General features: G+C 73.5%; 13 protein-coding genes and 2 pseudogenes. 9 read left to right on the forward strand and 6 right to left on the reverse strand.

The annotated features are described in order from the left end of the window. Nucleotides 1–17 precede the first annotated feature (17 nt). Nucleotides 18–419 (reverse strand): hypothetical protein, encoded by a 402-nt coding sequence (locus tag AB0C69_RS25435; RefSeq protein WP_360357634.1) that lies wholly within the window; start codon nucleotides 417–419, stop codon nucleotides 18–20. A gap of 309 nt (nucleotides 420–728) precedes the next feature. On the opposite strand from AB0C69_RS25435, the gene AB0C69_RS25440 reads away from it, so the two are divergent. From AB0C69_RS25440 to AB0C69_RS25475, 8 genes and pseudogenes are all read left to right on the forward strand, one after another. After that, nucleotides 729–2,345 carry a gamma-glutamyltransferase gene (locus AB0C69_RS25440; protein WP_360357636.1) on the forward strand — a complete coding sequence of 539 codons (1,617 nt, stop codon included), beginning with the start codon at nucleotides 729–731 and terminating at the stop codon, nucleotides 2,343–2,345. Next, entirely contained in the window at nucleotides 2,338–2,817 is a 480-nt protein-coding gene (locus tag AB0C69_RS25445; protein ID WP_345184530.1) for a RidA family protein, read from the forward strand. Before AB0C69_RS25440 ends, AB0C69_RS25445 begins: the two co-directional genes overlap by 8 nt. Next, a complete protein-coding gene (locus AB0C69_RS25450) occupies nucleotides 2,810–4,246 on the forward strand; it encodes an aldehyde dehydrogenase family protein (protein ID WP_360357638.1) in 1,437 nt (478 codons plus the stop codon). The genes AB0C69_RS25445 and AB0C69_RS25450 overlap by 8 nt, the downstream gene beginning before the upstream one ends. Before the next feature lie 24 nt (nucleotides 4,247–4,270). Next, nucleotides 4,271–4,912 (forward strand): annotated as a pseudogene (locus tag AB0C69_RS25455) (iron-containing redox enzyme family protein); the annotation flags it as partial. Between the two features lie 52 nt (nucleotides 4,913–4,964). Next, nucleotides 4,965–5,252 (forward strand): annotated as a pseudogene (locus AB0C69_RS25460) (potassium-transporting ATPase subunit B); the annotation flags it as partial. A gap of 31 nt (nucleotides 5,253–5,283) precedes the next feature. Next, the gene (locus tag AB0C69_RS25465) at nucleotides 5,284–6,165 is read left to right on the forward strand and encodes a potassium-transporting ATPase subunit C (RefSeq protein ID WP_360357640.1); all 882 of its coding nucleotides are present in this window, start codon (nucleotides 5,284–5,286) and stop codon (nucleotides 6,163–6,165) included. A 32-nt stretch (nucleotides 6,166–6,197) separates the two neighbouring features. Then, nucleotides 6,198–8,918 (forward strand): DUF4118 domain-containing protein, encoded by a 2,721-nt coding sequence (locus AB0C69_RS25470; protein WP_360357642.1) that lies wholly within the window; start codon nucleotides 6,198–6,200, stop codon nucleotides 8,916–8,918. Nucleotides 8,919–9,044: 126 nt separating this feature from the next. Then, nucleotides 9,045–9,629 (forward strand): SPFH domain-containing protein, encoded by a 585-nt coding sequence (locus tag AB0C69_RS25475; protein ID WP_360357643.1) that lies wholly within the window; start codon nucleotides 9,045–9,047, stop codon nucleotides 9,627–9,629. Here the strand turns inward: AB0C69_RS25475 and AB0C69_RS25480 are convergent. The 3 genes from AB0C69_RS25480 to AB0C69_RS25490 all read right to left on the reverse strand — a co-directional run bounded on the left by AB0C69_RS25480 (nucleotide 9,550) and on the right by AB0C69_RS25490 (nucleotide 11,765). Continuing rightward, the gene (locus AB0C69_RS25480; RefSeq protein ID WP_360357645.1) at nucleotides 9,550–10,800 is read right to left on the reverse strand and encodes an MFS transporter; all 1,251 of its coding nucleotides are present in this window, start codon (nucleotides 10,798–10,800) and stop codon (nucleotides 9,550–9,552) included. The two genes, AB0C69_RS25475 and AB0C69_RS25480, sit on opposite strands and share 80 nt — an antisense overlap. Before the next feature lie 201 nt (nucleotides 10,801–11,001). Then, nucleotides 11,002–11,295, reverse strand: a complete 294-nt coding sequence (locus tag AB0C69_RS25485; protein WP_345181306.1) for a DUF1330 domain-containing protein — start codon at nucleotides 11,293–11,295, stop codon at nucleotides 11,002–11,004. Between the two features lie 32 nt (nucleotides 11,296–11,327). After that, nucleotides 11,328–11,765, reverse strand: coding sequence for a MarR family winged helix-turn-helix transcriptional regulator (locus AB0C69_RS25490; RefSeq protein ID WP_360357647.1), 438 nt, complete (start codon nucleotides 11,763–11,765; stop codon nucleotides 11,328–11,330). A gap of 125 nt (nucleotides 11,766–11,890) precedes the next feature. Here AB0C69_RS25490 and AB0C69_RS25495 point away from each other — a divergent pair, with 125 nt between their 5' ends. Then, nucleotides 11,891–12,016: a hypothetical protein gene (locus AB0C69_RS25495; protein ID WP_360357648.1), complete on the forward strand. Its 126-nt coding sequence runs from the start codon at nucleotides 11,891–11,893 to the stop codon at nucleotides 12,014–12,016. A 10-nt stretch (nucleotides 12,017–12,026) separates the two neighbouring features. Here the strand turns inward: AB0C69_RS25495 and AB0C69_RS25500 are convergent, their stop codons facing one another. Next, nucleotides 12,027–12,416, reverse strand: a complete 390-nt coding sequence (locus AB0C69_RS25500; protein ID WP_345181299.1) for a DUF302 domain-containing protein — start codon at nucleotides 12,414–12,416, stop codon at nucleotides 12,027–12,029. A gap of 64 nt (nucleotides 12,417–12,480) precedes the next feature. Beyond that, nucleotides 12,481–12,834, reverse strand: coding sequence for a pentapeptide repeat-containing protein (locus AB0C69_RS25505; RefSeq protein WP_360357650.1), 354 nt, complete (start codon nucleotides 12,832–12,834; stop codon nucleotides 12,481–12,483). Nucleotides 12,835–12,947 lie beyond the last annotated feature (113 nt).

The following is a 12,947-nucleotide window of genomic DNA, read 5'->3' on the forward strand; positions in this document are numbered from 1 at the left end:
CAGTGGACGAGAAACGATCAGAACCAGCAGCAGTGGCAGTTCGTCGACTCCGGCGGGAGCCCCGCGGCGATCGCGGCGGGCAGCAGGATGGCGCCCATCAGCGGCACCGCCGGGGTCGGCCAGAAGAACAGGCTGATCACGTAGGTGACGGCGGCGAGCACCCAGAAGGCGGAGTGGCCGGACCGCATGACGACGCGGAACGGCTCCACCATGCGGCGGTCGGCGCCGAGCGCGCGCAGCGACCCGAGCAGCGCGGTGACCAGCGCGATGATGAGGAAGATGCTGAACAGCTCGGACGCCGCGGTGAGGCTGGCGTTGAAGATCGACTCCAGTCCCGTGACGAGGCTGCCGGTGAACACCCAGGCGGTGAGGAACGTCGCGGTCACCGCGGGGATGACGACGTTCTTACGGGCGATCATCACGGCGATGATGACGACGATTCCGGACAGATAGATCCAGTGAGCGGCTTCCAAAGGACGCCCCCTCCCTGTACGCGCCCTCTGCGAGGCCGACGGGCGCAACGATTGCAGAGAATCTGCTCGATCGGTCCGAGGTGAACAATGAGGAACGTGCACACTACGCGCTTGGTCATTTTGTGCACCATGTCGGGCGTCCGGCGAGCGAAGCAGCGGTGCCCGGGGCCGGTGTGCACGGTGCCCAAGGAAGGTGCCGGATCTTCGGCGATCGGTCCGTATCGGCGCTGATCGGGGGCCGCCGACACTGGCGGCATGTCAGAGCGCAGCCCCTTCGGCCTCCCGGACCGCGGCCCGTCCGTCGCGTCCGGCGGCATGGTCGCCTCCAGCCATCCGGCGGTGAGCCTGCTCGGCGCGCGGATCCTCGCGGGCGGCGGGAACGCGGTGGACGCCGCGCTCGCGATGGCCGCCCTGTCCTGGCTCGCACTGCCCGGCCAGTGCGGGGTCGGAGGCGACGCCTTCGCCCTGCTGCGCCGCCCGGACGGCTCCGTCGCCGCGTTCGGCGGCAGCGGCTTCGGCCCGGACGGCGGCGAGCCCGCCTTCTACCGCGACCGCGGCCTCGCCGCCGTCCCGCTGGAGGGCGCCCTCGCCGTCGCGACCCCCGGCGCGGTCGCCGCGCTCGCCGCCCTGCACGCCGACTCGGCCTCCCGCGGGCTGCCCGAGCTGTGGGCACCCGCGATCGCCGCCGCCGAGGACGGCCTGCCCTGCACCCGCAAGACCCGCGCCGACATCGTCGAGCGCCGCGACGCGCTGGCCCGCGACCCCGGCACGGCCGAGGTCTTCCTTCCCGGCGGCCGCGTGCCCGCCGCCGGCGCGCCGATCGTCCAGCGCGACCTCGGCGCCACCCTCCGCAGGCTGGCGGACGACCCCGCCGACCTGTACTCGGGCGCCCTCGCCGAACGCTCCGTGGACGCCCTGGTCGACGCCGGGGCGCCGTTCTCCGGCTACGAATGGATGGCGGGCGGCCGCTCCGTCCCCGAGGCGGCGCTGACCTGCGAGTACCGGGGGACGACGATCCACCTGACCCCGCCGCCCACGCCCGGCTGGATGGTGGCGCAGCAGGCGGGCCTCTGCGACGGCGTCCTGTCCGGCCTTCCGTGGCTGTCGGCCGAGGCGGTCCACCGGATGGCCTCGGCCGCCCGCATCGCGTTCGCCGACCGGTTCGCGGGGTGCGGCGACGGCAGCGACCACTGGCGCGGACTGCTCGCGCCGCCCGCGCTGGAGGCCGCCCGCGCCCGCCTCGACGCGGGCGACCTCCCGGCCGGCCTCCCGTCGCCGGTCCCCGCGGGCGGCGACACGACCTCCATGGTCGCCGTGGACGCGGAGGGGCGCGCGGTCAGCCTCATCCACTCGCTCGCCTTCACCTTCGGCGCCCGGATCACCGTCCCGGGCACGGGCATCGTCCTCAACAACCGGCTCGGCCGCGGCGCCTACCTCATCGACGGGCACCCCAACGAGGTCCGCCCGCGCCGCCGCCCGCTGCACACCCTGAACGCCTGGCTCGTCACCGGCGCCTCCGGCCGCCTCCTGCACGCGGGCAACACCCCCGGCGGGGACGGCCAGGTCCAGTGGAACGCCCAGCTGCTGTCCCATCTGCTCGACCACGGCCACGACCCCGCGACCGCCGTCGCGGCGCCGCGCTTCACCGTCCACCCGGGCAGCGACGCCGACGTCCTCGGCCGTCCGCCCGAACTGCGCGTGGAGTCCCGTCTCGGGACCGGCCGGATCGAGGCGCTCCGCGCGTCCGGGCACGACGTCGCCGTCCAGGGCCCCTGGGACGCGGGCGGCAGCGCCCAGATCGTCTCCGTCGCGGACGGCGCCCTCCTCGGCGCGTCCGACCCCCGCCAGGACGGGGTGGCCCTCGGTGTCTGAGCTTCCCGCCGCGCCCCGCCCCCAGGGCGACTACGTCCCGGCCGTCGCCGAGCCGATCCGCGCGGGCGACCTCCTGGTCGCGAGCGCCGGGATGACGCCGCGCCGGGACGGCCGCCTGACCGCCACCGGCCTCGTGGGCCGCGACCTGGACGTCCCCGCCGCGCGCGAGGCCGCCGCCCTGGCCGTCCGCAACGCCGTCGCCGCGGTCGCGGACGGGGACCTCCGTCGCAGCGGGGGCCGCGTCCGGCGGTGGGTCCGGATGACGGTCTACGTCGCCTGCGCCGACGGGTTCACCGACCTGTCGGCGGTCGCGGACGGCGCCTCGGCCGCCCTGGAGGCGCTGGCGCCGGGGCTCGGGCGCCCCGCCCGCAGCGCCGTCGGCGTCCGCGCCCTCCCCGGCGGCGCCCCCGTCGAAGTCGAGCTCACCGCGATCGCCGGTGACCCGGGAATGGAGACGAGCGAGCATGCATGAGGGCCTGAACCTCGTCGGGGGCGAATGGCGCCCGGCACAGGACGGCAGGACGTTCCGGCGGAGGAATCCGGCGGAACTCGGCGAGATCGTCGGAGAGTTCCCCGAGTCGTCGGCCGCCGACGTGGAAGCGGCCGTCGGCGGGGCCGTCGAGGGCGCCGCGGAATGGGCCGCGGCGTCCGCGGACAAGCGCGCCGACGTGCTGGAGTCGGCGGCGCGGTGGCTGGAGGAGCGGGCGGACGGACTCGTCGCCGAACTGGTGCGGGAAGAGGGCAAGACGCGCGCCGAGGCGGCCATGGAGGTCTCCCGCACGCCCCGGAACCTGCGCTTCTACGCGGGGGAGGCCCACCGCATCACCGGCCAGAGCCACCCGGCGCCCGACGGCGGGCTCGTCTACACGCGGCGCGAGCCGGTCGGGGTGGTGGGCGCGATCACGCCCTGGAACTTCCCGCTGAACATCCCGTCCCGCAAGATCGGGCCCGCGCTGGCGGCCGGTAACGCGGTGGTGTTCAAACCGAGCCCGGTGACGCCCCTGCTGGCGCAGCGGCTGGTCGAGGCGCTGCTGGCCGGCGGGCTGCCGCCGCGCGCGATCGCGCTGGTGCACGGCGGCGCCGGGGCCGGGGCCGCCGTGGCGGCGGACGAGCGGGTCGGGGCCGTGACGTTCACCGGCTCCACCCGGGCCGGTCGCGCCGTCCACGCGGCGGTCGGCCCGTCGCGCCGCGCGCAGCTGGAGATGGGCGGCAAGAACCCGGTGGTCGTCCTGGACGACGCCGACCTGGAGCGCGCCACGCAGATCATCGTCAAGGGCGCGTTCGGGCTGTCCGGGCAGGCGTGCACCGGCACGAGCCGGGTCATCGCGGACGGCGCCGTCCACGACGAGCTGCTCGAACGCGTGGCGCGGGCCGCCGAGGCGCTGACCGTCGGGAACGGGCTGGGCGACGGCGTCGACCTCGGGCCCCTCGCCGCGGACTTCCAGCTGGAGAAGTTCCTCGACTACGTGCGGATCGGCGAGGAGGAGGGGGCCAAGCTCGTCACCGGGGGGCGGCGCGCCCCCGGCGACGGGTACTTCGTGCGGCCGGCCGTCTTCGGCGAGGTCGCGCCGGACATGCGGATCGCCCGCGAGGAGATCTTCGGGCCGGTGCTGGCGTTCCTGCGGGCGTCCGGGCTCGACGAGGCCGTCGCGCTGGCCAACGGCACCGACTACGGGCTGTCGGCCGGGATCGTCACCCGCGACACCGGCCGGGCGCTGGAGTTCGCCCGGCGCTCCGAGAGCGGCCTGGTGAAGGTGAACCAGCCGACCTCGGGAATGGCGATGACCGTGCCGTTCGGCGGGCTCAAGGAATCCAGCACGCAGACGTTCAAAGAGCAGGCCGGACCTTCGATGATGCTCTTCTACACGCAGGAGAAAAGCGTCTACATCTCACCCCGGTAAGAAAATCCGAGAAGGGATCAGGAAATGGCAGAGCTGCTGTCGAAGGACGCGTTCCGCGCCGAGCTGCAGAACGCGATCAAAGGCCGCGAGGCCAAGAACGCCTCGTTCAGCAAGGCGTGGGCGGACGGCGAGCTGAAGCGCGAGCACTTCGCCCGCTGGGCGGAGAACCACTACCACTACGTGGGCCCGTTCGCCGACTACCTCGCCTACGTCTACGCCAACACGCCCGACGAGTTCACCGGCGCCAAGGACTTCACGCTCCAGAACATGTACGAGGAGGAGCTCGCCGACATCCGGCACACCGACCTCCTCATCCGGTTCGCCGAGGCGTGCGGCACGACCCGCGAGCGCGTCGAGGACCCGTCCAACATGAACGCCATCACCCGCGGCCTCCAGGCGTGGTGCTACGCGGTCGCCATGCGCGAGCACTTCGTGGTCGCCACCGCCGCCCTCGTGGTCGGCCTGGAATCGCAGGTGCCGAGCATCTACAAGAAGCAGATCGTGCCGCTGCGCGAGGTGTACGGGTTCACCGAGGACGAGATCGAGTTCTTCGACCTGCACATCACCTCCGACGTGGTGCACGGGGAGCGCGGCTACCAGATCGTCCTCGACCACGCGGACACGCCGGAGCTCCAGCAGCGCTGCCTGCGGCTGTGCCGGTGGGGCGCGGAGATGCGCTTCTCCTACACGCAGGGCCTGTACGACACCTACGTCAATCGCGATCATCCCGGCGTTGTTCGTGAGCCTCTTCCCCGGCCTGGACGCGCTCAACGTCATGCGGCTGGCCAGCCCGCAGTCGGCGATCCTGTCGGCCGTGGTGTTCAACGCCCTGATCATCGTCGCGCTGATCCCGCTGGCGCTGCGCGGGGTGCGGTACCGGCCGAGCAGCGCCTCACGGCTGCTGTCGCGCAACCTCCGCGTCTACGGGCTCGGCGGCATCGTCGCGCCCTTCGCCGGCATCAAGCTCATCGACCTCATCGTCCAGTTCCTTCCGGGGATGTCCTGACATGCGTATGCCAATCTGGATCCGCCGGCACGTGGCCGCGGTCCGGGCGTTGCTCGTCCTCACCGTCGTGCTCGGCGTCGCCTACCCGCTCGCCGTCTTCGCGGCCGCCCAGCTCCCGGGCCTGAAGAGCCGGGCCGACGGGAGCATCGTGAAGACCGCCGACGGCCGGGAAGCGGGCAGCGCGCTCATCGGCCAGTCCTTCACCGACAAGGACGGAAACCCGCTCAGGCAGTACTTCCAGAGCCGCCCGTCGGAGGCCGGGAGCGGATACGACCCGACCTCGACGGCCGCGAGTAACCTGGGACCCGAGGACATCGTGGACACCCTGCCCGGTCCGGAGACGGCCGCGGCGGGGGAGAGTGCCAGGCTGAGCCTGCTCACCCGGGTCTGCTCGCGGAGCAAGGCCGTCGGCGCCCTCGAAGGCGTCAGCGGTGCGCGCCCGTTCTGCACCCCGGGCGGGGTCGGCGCGGTGCTGGCGGTGTTCGGGCGCCGCGCGGCCGACGGCACCGTCCCGCACCCGACCCGGGTGGTCAGCCTGAACGAGGAGCAGGGCGTGGTGAAGGCTCCGTTCATCGCCGCCTACAAGGGCGTTCCCGTGGAACCGGCCCGTCCCGGCGCGAACTACGCCGACGGCCTGGTCGTCCCCGTCAGGGGCGGCGCCCCCGCCGATCCGGCCGTCCCGGCCGACGCGGTCACCGCCAGTGGCAGCGGCCTGGACCCGCACATCTCGCCCGCCTACGCCGCCCTCCAGACCGGCCGGGTCGCCCGGGCCCGCGGCGTCACCCCCGGCCAGGTGAAGCGGCTGGTCCAGGCGAGCACCGACGGCCGCGACCTCGGCTTCATGGGCGAGCCCAGGGTGAACGTCCTCAGGCTGAACATCGCGCTGGACCGGAAGTACCCGGTCCGCGGCTGACCCCGCGAGGGGCCTCGGCGACTGGAGGTGTGATGGCACGCGGCAGGTTGCGCGTCTACCTGGGCTCGGCGCCCGGCGTGGGCAAGACCTACGCGATGCTCGCCGAAGGCGGCCGCCGCGCCGGCCGCGGGACCGACGTGGTCGTCGGCTTCGTGGAGACCCACGGCCGGCCCCGCACCGCCGCGCTCCTGGAGGGGCTGGAGATCGTCCCGCGCGCCGCCGTGTCCTACCGCGGCGCGAGCTTCACCGAGATGGACACCGGCGCCGTCATCGCCCGGCACCCGCAGGTCGCGCTCATCGACGAGCTGGCCCACACCAACGTGCCCGGCTCCCGCCACGCCAAGCGCTGGCAGGACATCGAGCAGATCCTGGACGCCGGCATCGACGTCGTCACCAACGTCAACGTCCAGCACCTGGAGTCGGTGAACGACGTCGTCGAGCAGATCACCGGCGTGCCGCAGCGCGAGACCGTCCCGGACGAGGTCGTCCGCCGAACCGACCAGGTCGAACTCGTCGACATGACCCCCGAGGCGCTGCGCCGCAGGATGGCGCACGGCAACGTCTACCCGCCCGAGAGGATCGACGCCGCCCTCGGCAACTACTTCCGGCCCGGCAACCTCACCGCCCTGCGCGAGCTGGCGCTGCTGTGGCTGGCCGACAAGGTCGACGACCAGCTCGACCGCTACCGCGCCGACCACGGCATCGCCGGGACGTGGGAGGCGCGCGAACGCGTCGTCGTGGCGCTCACCGGCGGGCCGGAGGGCGACACCCTGATCCGCCGCGCCGCCCGCGTCGCCGCCCGCACCAAGGGCGCCGACCTGCTGGCCGTCCACGTCGCCCGCAGCGACGGGCTGGCCGGCGTGAGCCCGGCGAACCTGACCCGGCAGCGTGCCCTGGTGGAGAGCCTCGGCGGCAGCTACCACCAGGTCGTCGGCGCGAACGTGCCGGACGCGCTGCTGGACTTCGCCGGCGGCGTCAACGCCACCCAGCTCGTCCTGGGGGCGTCCCGGCGCGGAAAGGTCGCGCAGATGTTCTCGCCCGGCGTCGGCGTCACGACGACGGCGCGGTCCGGATCCATCGACGTGCACCTCGTCACCCACGAGGAGATCGGCCAGGGGCGCCGCTGGAGGGCGCACCGGGCGGCGGGCCTTCCGTCCGTCCGCCGCTACGCCGGGTTCGCGCTGGCCGCCGCCGGGCTGCCGCTGCTGACCCTCCTGCTGGTGCAGATGCGCTGGCAGGTGCCCCTGGCCAGCGACATCCTGCTCTTCCAGGCCGCGGTGGTCGGGGTGGCTCTGGTGGGCGGGCTGTATCCCGCGCTGTTCGCCGCCATCGGCGGTTCGGTGCTGCTGAACTACTTCTTCACCCCGCCGACCGGGCAGTTCACCGTCGACCGAACCCAGGGGCTGCTCCAGCTCGTCGTCTTCGTCGTGGTGGGGGTGACGGTCAGCACGGTCGTGGACGTCACCGCCCGCCGCGGCAGAGAGGTGGCCGGGGCCCGCGCCGACGCGGAGGTGCTCTCCACCCTCGCGGGGGACATCCTGCGCGGAGAGCACGGCGCGGTCACCGCCCTCGGGCGTCCCCACGACGCGCTCGGCGGCATCCTCGAACGGCTTCGCGAGACGTTCGCGCTGACCACCGTCACGCTGCTGGAACGCGACCCCGAAGCGCCGGTGACCCCCGACAGCCTCAGCGACCCGGACTGCTGGGACGTCGTCGCCAGCACCGGCGGCGAGCCCTGCACCTGCCCGGACGCCGGCGAGGTCGACGTCCTGGTCGAGGACGGCACCCTGTCGCTCGTCCTGCGGGGACGGACCCTGCCCGCCTCGGACCGGCGCGTCCTGGAGGCGTTCGCCGCCCAGGCCGCCGTCGCGCTGCAGCACCGGCGCCTCGCCGAACGGGCCCGGCGGCTCCGGCCGCTGGAGGCCGCCGAGGAGATGCGCACCGCGCTGCTCACCACCGTCAGCCGCGACCTGCGCGCCCCCCTGGCGTCCGCGAGGGCCGCCGTCGAGAGCCTGCGCGGCCCGGGCGCGCCCGCCCCCGGCGAGCGCCGCGACGACGCGGTCGACACGGCCGCCGACTCCCTGGCCCGGCTCGACCATCTGGTGGACGACCTGCTGGACATGAGCCGTCTGCAGTCCGGCTCGCTCGACATCTCCCCGCGCCGGGTCGCCGCCGGGGACGCCGTCCCCCGCGCCGTCAGCGAGAACGACCGGGAGGCCGTCGAGCTCCGCATCCCCGAGGGCTTGCCCGACATGGTCGCCGACCCGGCCCTGCTGCGCCGCGTCCTGGCCAACGTCATCGCCAACGCCGTCCGTTTCAACCCGCCGGGCGCACCCGTCCTCGTCACCGCCAGCGCCCTCGGCGACCGCCTGGAGATCCGCGTCATCGACCGCGGGCCCGGGGTCCGGCTCGGCGACCGCGACCGCCTCTTCCAGCCGCTCCGGCGCCTTGGCGGCCGGGACGACGAGGCCGGCGTCGACCTGGCCCTCGCCTGCGGCCTCGCCGAGGCCATGGACGGCGACCTCACCCCCGAGGAGACTCCGGGCGGCGGGCTGACCATGGTCCTCACCATGCCGACCCGCCCGCCGCGGCCCCCGCCTCCGCCCGGGGAGCCGCCCGCCGCACCTGTCGGGGACGTGCCGGAATCCGACCTCGCCGACCCGCTGATCGTCGACCGGGTCGCCGCCTGGCGCGACCGCATCGGCCACGGGAGGGACCGCCCGCCCCCACCGGACGGACCCGGGCAAGGCTGACGGCGCGGTTATACAGGGCAGGACTGGACGATCTGGTGGTCGCACCCGATGGCAAGGCAGCCGTCCGGCGGTGACGATGGAGGCTGAGGAGACCAGGCGAAGCGCCGGACCAGCGGGGGAGGGTTCATGACCAAGGGCCTCGCGAGGGAGCAACTGCTGCCCGGTTTCCTCACGTGGCCGTCGCTGGCGCTCGTGGCCTGCCTCGTCCTGATCACGATGCTGGCCGTCGCGTCGCTGCGGGTCGTCCCCGAGGGGGAGCGCCTGGTGGTCTCCCGCCTGGGCGGCCCTCCCACGGTGCGGGGGCCCGGCCGCACGCTGGTGGTGCCGGGCGTGCACCGCTCGGTCCGCGTCCCCATGCGATGGGGACCCCTCGACATATGGCTGGAGGCCCCCACCCGCGAGGGGGTGCCCCTGCGGCTGAAGGCCGTGGCCCTGGTGTCGGTGTCGGATCCCGCCCGCTGCGCGCTGCGGCCGGTTCCCCAGACGGCCGCGATCAGCGTCATCGTGGAGGGCCGCCTGCGCCGCCACGTGGCCCAGCGGCGCCTGAACGAACTCGGCGACCTGCTCCCGGGCCGGGCGAACCCCCTGGCCGCCGACCTGGACGCCGCCGTCGCCGAGTGGGGCCTGAAGATCACCGCGCTGGAGGTCGTCCGGGCCGACGTGCCCCTCCCGGCGCTGCACCGCTGGCTGACCGGCGAGGCCGCCCGCTGACCACGGCCACCACCATGACGGCCGCGGTGGCTCCGCCCAGCATCATGACCGTCGAAGGGGAGGTGCGGTCCATGATGACCCCGCCGACCAGGGCGCCGGTCGACAGCGTCGCCTGGAACGAGGCCGTGAACAGGACGGATGCCGCCTCCGGCGCGTGCGGGGCGGCTCTGGCGAACCAGGTCTGCGAACAGACCGGGACGGCCCCGTAGCCGGCGCCCCACAGGATGAGCAGCGTGAGGGCGCCCAGATCCCATCGTCCCAGAAGAGGAAGCGCCAGGGTGGCGATGGCGATCAGACCTCCGGCCACGCCGAAGGTGACGTGCGGATGGCGGGCCAGAGCCGTGCCTGCCAGGAAGTTGCCCAGGACGCCCGCGGCACCGTAGGCCAGCAGGAACACCGTGATCAGCCCCGGGGACACCTGCGTCACCCGTTCCAGGAAGGGCGTGACGTAGGTGTAGGCGCCGAAGTGCGCGAGGACGACCAGGACGGTCACCAGGAGCGCGCGACGTGTGTCGAGGCCGCGCACCATGCCGCGCAGCGCGGTGAGGCGGGTGGCCCTCTCCGCAGGCAGCGGGGGGACGAGCACGGCGAGCGCGATGAGCACCGCCACGGACAGCAGGCCCATGACCGCGAAGCTGGTCCGCCAGCCCGCGAGGTCTCCGATCAGCGTCCCGAGCGGCACGCCGAGAACCGATCCCAGCGGGACGGCCGAGAAGACGACCGCCGTCGCCCGGCGCGCCGACCGTGCGGGGACCAGCCGGTCGGCGAGGCCCGCGCCGATCGACCAGAAGCCGCCGATGACCACCCCGACGAGGACGCGTGAGACGAGCACCGCCCAGAACGCCGGGGCGGCCGCGGCGATGAAGTTCGCCGCCGCCAGCAGGAACATGCAGGCGCACAGCATGAGCCGCCGGTCGATCCGCGCCGTCGCGACGGTGACCGTGGGCGCGGCCGCCGCCGCGAGGTAGCCGGGCATGGTCATCATCAGCCCGGCCGTCCCGTCGGAGACGGTGAAGCCGGAGCCGATGGACGTCAGCAGCCCGATCGGCAGGATCTCGGTGGTGACGATCGCGAAGATCCCCATCATCACCGAGACCACCGCCGGCCAGTTGTTCGAGCCCGACCGAGCTGACGTGGGAGAGCCGTCGGCCGAGGCGGTCACTGTTGACATCGGGTTCCGTCCTGTGAGGGGGAGTGGTCGTGCCTGCCCACTCAACAGGCGGTAACGGCCCAGGTCTGGCGGGTTCACGACGTCAACGTCGCCGAGCCTGTCGGCGGTACGACGATAAGATCGCCGCCGTCCTGACCCCGCTGGCCGCCGGCATCGTCTCCGGCCGGTCCACGCGTAGGTGAAGATCCGCCTGGACCTCGGTCAGTCGATGCCCTCGACGATGCGGAAGTCGCGCTCGACGCCGTCGGAGAGGGCGGCCAGCGCCTCCTGGTAGGCCGCGCTCTCGTGCGCCGCGACGGCCTGCTCGAAGCTGTCGAACTCGATCAGGACGGTGCGCTCGGCGATTCCGGCGTCATGCGCCTCGACCCGGCCGCCACGGACGAGGGCCCGGCCGCCCCCGGCCTTGACGGCCGGACCGGCCAGCTTGTTGTAAGCAGCCAGCTTCTCGGGGTCTGAAATGGTGCGGTAGGCGCTGACCCAGTAGCCCTTGGGCATGGAACCTCCAGTTTGGGATGAGTGCATCTGACTTACGGGTCGGTCTCGGACGAGCGTCGGCGGGCGAGGGCGAGGCTTGTCGGCGTCGTGATCGTCATGGCGCTCGACGTCTCGCTCCCGGGCGTGACGGCCGGTCCTTCGCGGTCCTGGCATTCGAACTCTGCCAGATGCTCCAGCGCCGGAAGGGCCGCCACCAGCGCCTCGACCTCGTCGCCGGTGAGTTCGCCGATCAATCGCTCGAAGGCCTGGACGCCCGCCTGGCGCCGCGTCCGGACGTAGGAGGCCCCGGCCTCGGTCAGGCATACCAGCGTGACCCGCCCGTCGGACGCGTCGCCCCGCCGCTCGACCAGGCCGTATTCATAGTTTAAGTAAAGGGAACTCGCTCGCGCCGCCATCGACCGGACCGCCGAGGAGATGCGGGCCTCCATCGACGCGCAGCTGTCCGGGCCGGGCACGGCCGTCGAGCGCATCACCATCGCGCCCCGCAGGGCGGCTGGACTGCACGTGCACAACGGACCGGTCTTCGGCAGCGTCGAGACCGGGTCGGTCGTCTACCAGATAAGGCGAGGCGGCGGCCGTCCTGCGTCCCGGCGACGTGTTCCACGAGCCCGAGGGCGCCCGGATCGCGCGCTTCGACGCCGGGGAGGACGGCATGACGTTCCTCGGGCACTTCCTGCTCGGCACCCGCGAGGCCGCCGAGATCGAGATCCCCGGCGGCTGAGCGAGGAGGGTCAGGCGTCCAGCCGTCTCAGCGCGGCGGCCAGCCGCTCCGCCGCCTCGTCGGCGACCGGTCCGAGGTCGCGCTGTTCGCTGACCGACACCATGACCTGCGGGTCCATCGCCTCCACGACGGTGTCGTCGCCGTCGGTGCGCACCACGACGTTGCAGGGCAGCAGCAGGCCGATCCGCCGGTCGACGCCGAGCGCACGGTGGGCGAGCCGCGGGTTGCAGGCCCCCAGGATGAGGTAGTCCTCCATCGCCTCGCCGAGCTTCTCGCGCAGGGTGGCCCGCACGTCGATCTCGGTCAGCACGCCGAAGCCCTGGTCCTTCAGGACCGCGCGCACCTGCTCGACCGTCTCGCCGAACGGCCGGCGCAGGCGGACGCTGATCGCGTAACCCATGATGCTCCCCTCAAGGAACCCTTCCCCGTGCGGCTCGGCCGACGCATCGGCTCCTTCGGGCCGGTCAGTCCTCGATGGTGATGCCGAGCTCCGCGGCGAACGCGTCCAGGAGGCTCATGGCGTCGCCGCTCGCGACGATCGCCCCCTGGAAGGAGTCCAGGCCCGCGACGCCGCGCAGGTCGCAGCCGCGGAACCGGACCGTCCTCATCCTGGCCTTGGAGAACTGGGCGCCGCCGAGCCGGCAGTTCTCGAACCGGACGTCGGTCATCTCGGCGGACTGGAAGGTCGCCTCGGTCAGGTTGCAGTCGCGGAACACCACGTCCCGCAGATGCGCGTGCCTGAACCCGGTGAGGTCGGCGCGGCACCCCTCGACCAGCACGTCGCGCAGCCCGCTCTCGGCGAGCTGCATCCCCGTCATCCGCGCGTTCGTGATCCGCGTGTTGAACATCCGCGAGTTGAACGCCCGCAGGTTCGAAGCCGCTGATCCACGACCTCAGCTCGATGGTCAGGTCACCCCACAGGCCGCTCACG

Origin of the sequence: Actinomadura sp. NPDC048032 (assembly GCF_040653175.1) — a bacterium.
In the GTDB taxonomy this organism is placed as follows: domain Bacteria; phylum Actinomycetota; class Actinomycetes; order Streptosporangiales; family Streptosporangiaceae; genus Spirillospora; species Spirillospora verrucosospora.

Excerpts from the sequence above, each read along its gene's own strand:
- AB0C69_RS25475 (WP_360357643.1), top strand. The coding sequence starts at position 9,045 with ATGACCAAGGGCCTCGCGAGGGAGCAACTGCTGCCCGGTTTCCTCACG.
- AB0C69_RS25440 (WP_360357636.1), top strand. The coding sequence starts at position 729 with ATGTCAGAGCGCAGCCCCTTCGGCCTCCCGGACCGCGGCCCGTCCGTC.
- AB0C69_RS25450 (WP_360357638.1), top strand. The coding sequence starts at position 2,810 with ATGCATGAGGGCCTGAACCTCGTCGGGGGCGAATGGCGCCCGGCACAG.
- AB0C69_RS25480 (WP_360357645.1), bottom strand. The coding sequence starts at position 10,800 with ATGTCAACAGTGACCGCCTCGGCCGACGGCTCTCCCACGTCAGCTCGG.
- AB0C69_RS25470 (WP_360357642.1), top strand. The coding sequence starts at position 6,198 with ATGGCACGCGGCAGGTTGCGCGTCTACCTGGGCTCGGCGCCCGGCGTG.
- AB0C69_RS25505 (WP_360357650.1), bottom strand. The coding sequence starts at position 12,834 with ATGACGGGGATGCAGCTCGCCGAGAGCGGGCTGCGCGACGTGCTGGTC.
- AB0C69_RS25485 (WP_345181306.1), bottom strand. The coding sequence starts at position 11,295 with ATGCCCAAGGGCTACTGGGTCAGCGCCTACCGCACCATTTCAGACCCC.
- AB0C69_RS25435 (WP_360357634.1), bottom strand. The coding sequence starts at position 419 with ATGATCGCCCGTAAGAACGTCGTCATCCCCGCGGTGACCGCGACGTTC.
- AB0C69_RS25490 (WP_360357647.1), bottom strand. The coding sequence starts at position 11,765 with ATGCGCTCGACGGCCGTGCCCGGCCCGGACAGCTGCGCGTCGATGGAG.
- AB0C69_RS25500 (WP_345181299.1), bottom strand. The coding sequence starts at position 12,416 with ATGGGTTACGCGATCAGCGTCCGCCTGCGCCGGCCGTTCGGCGAGACG.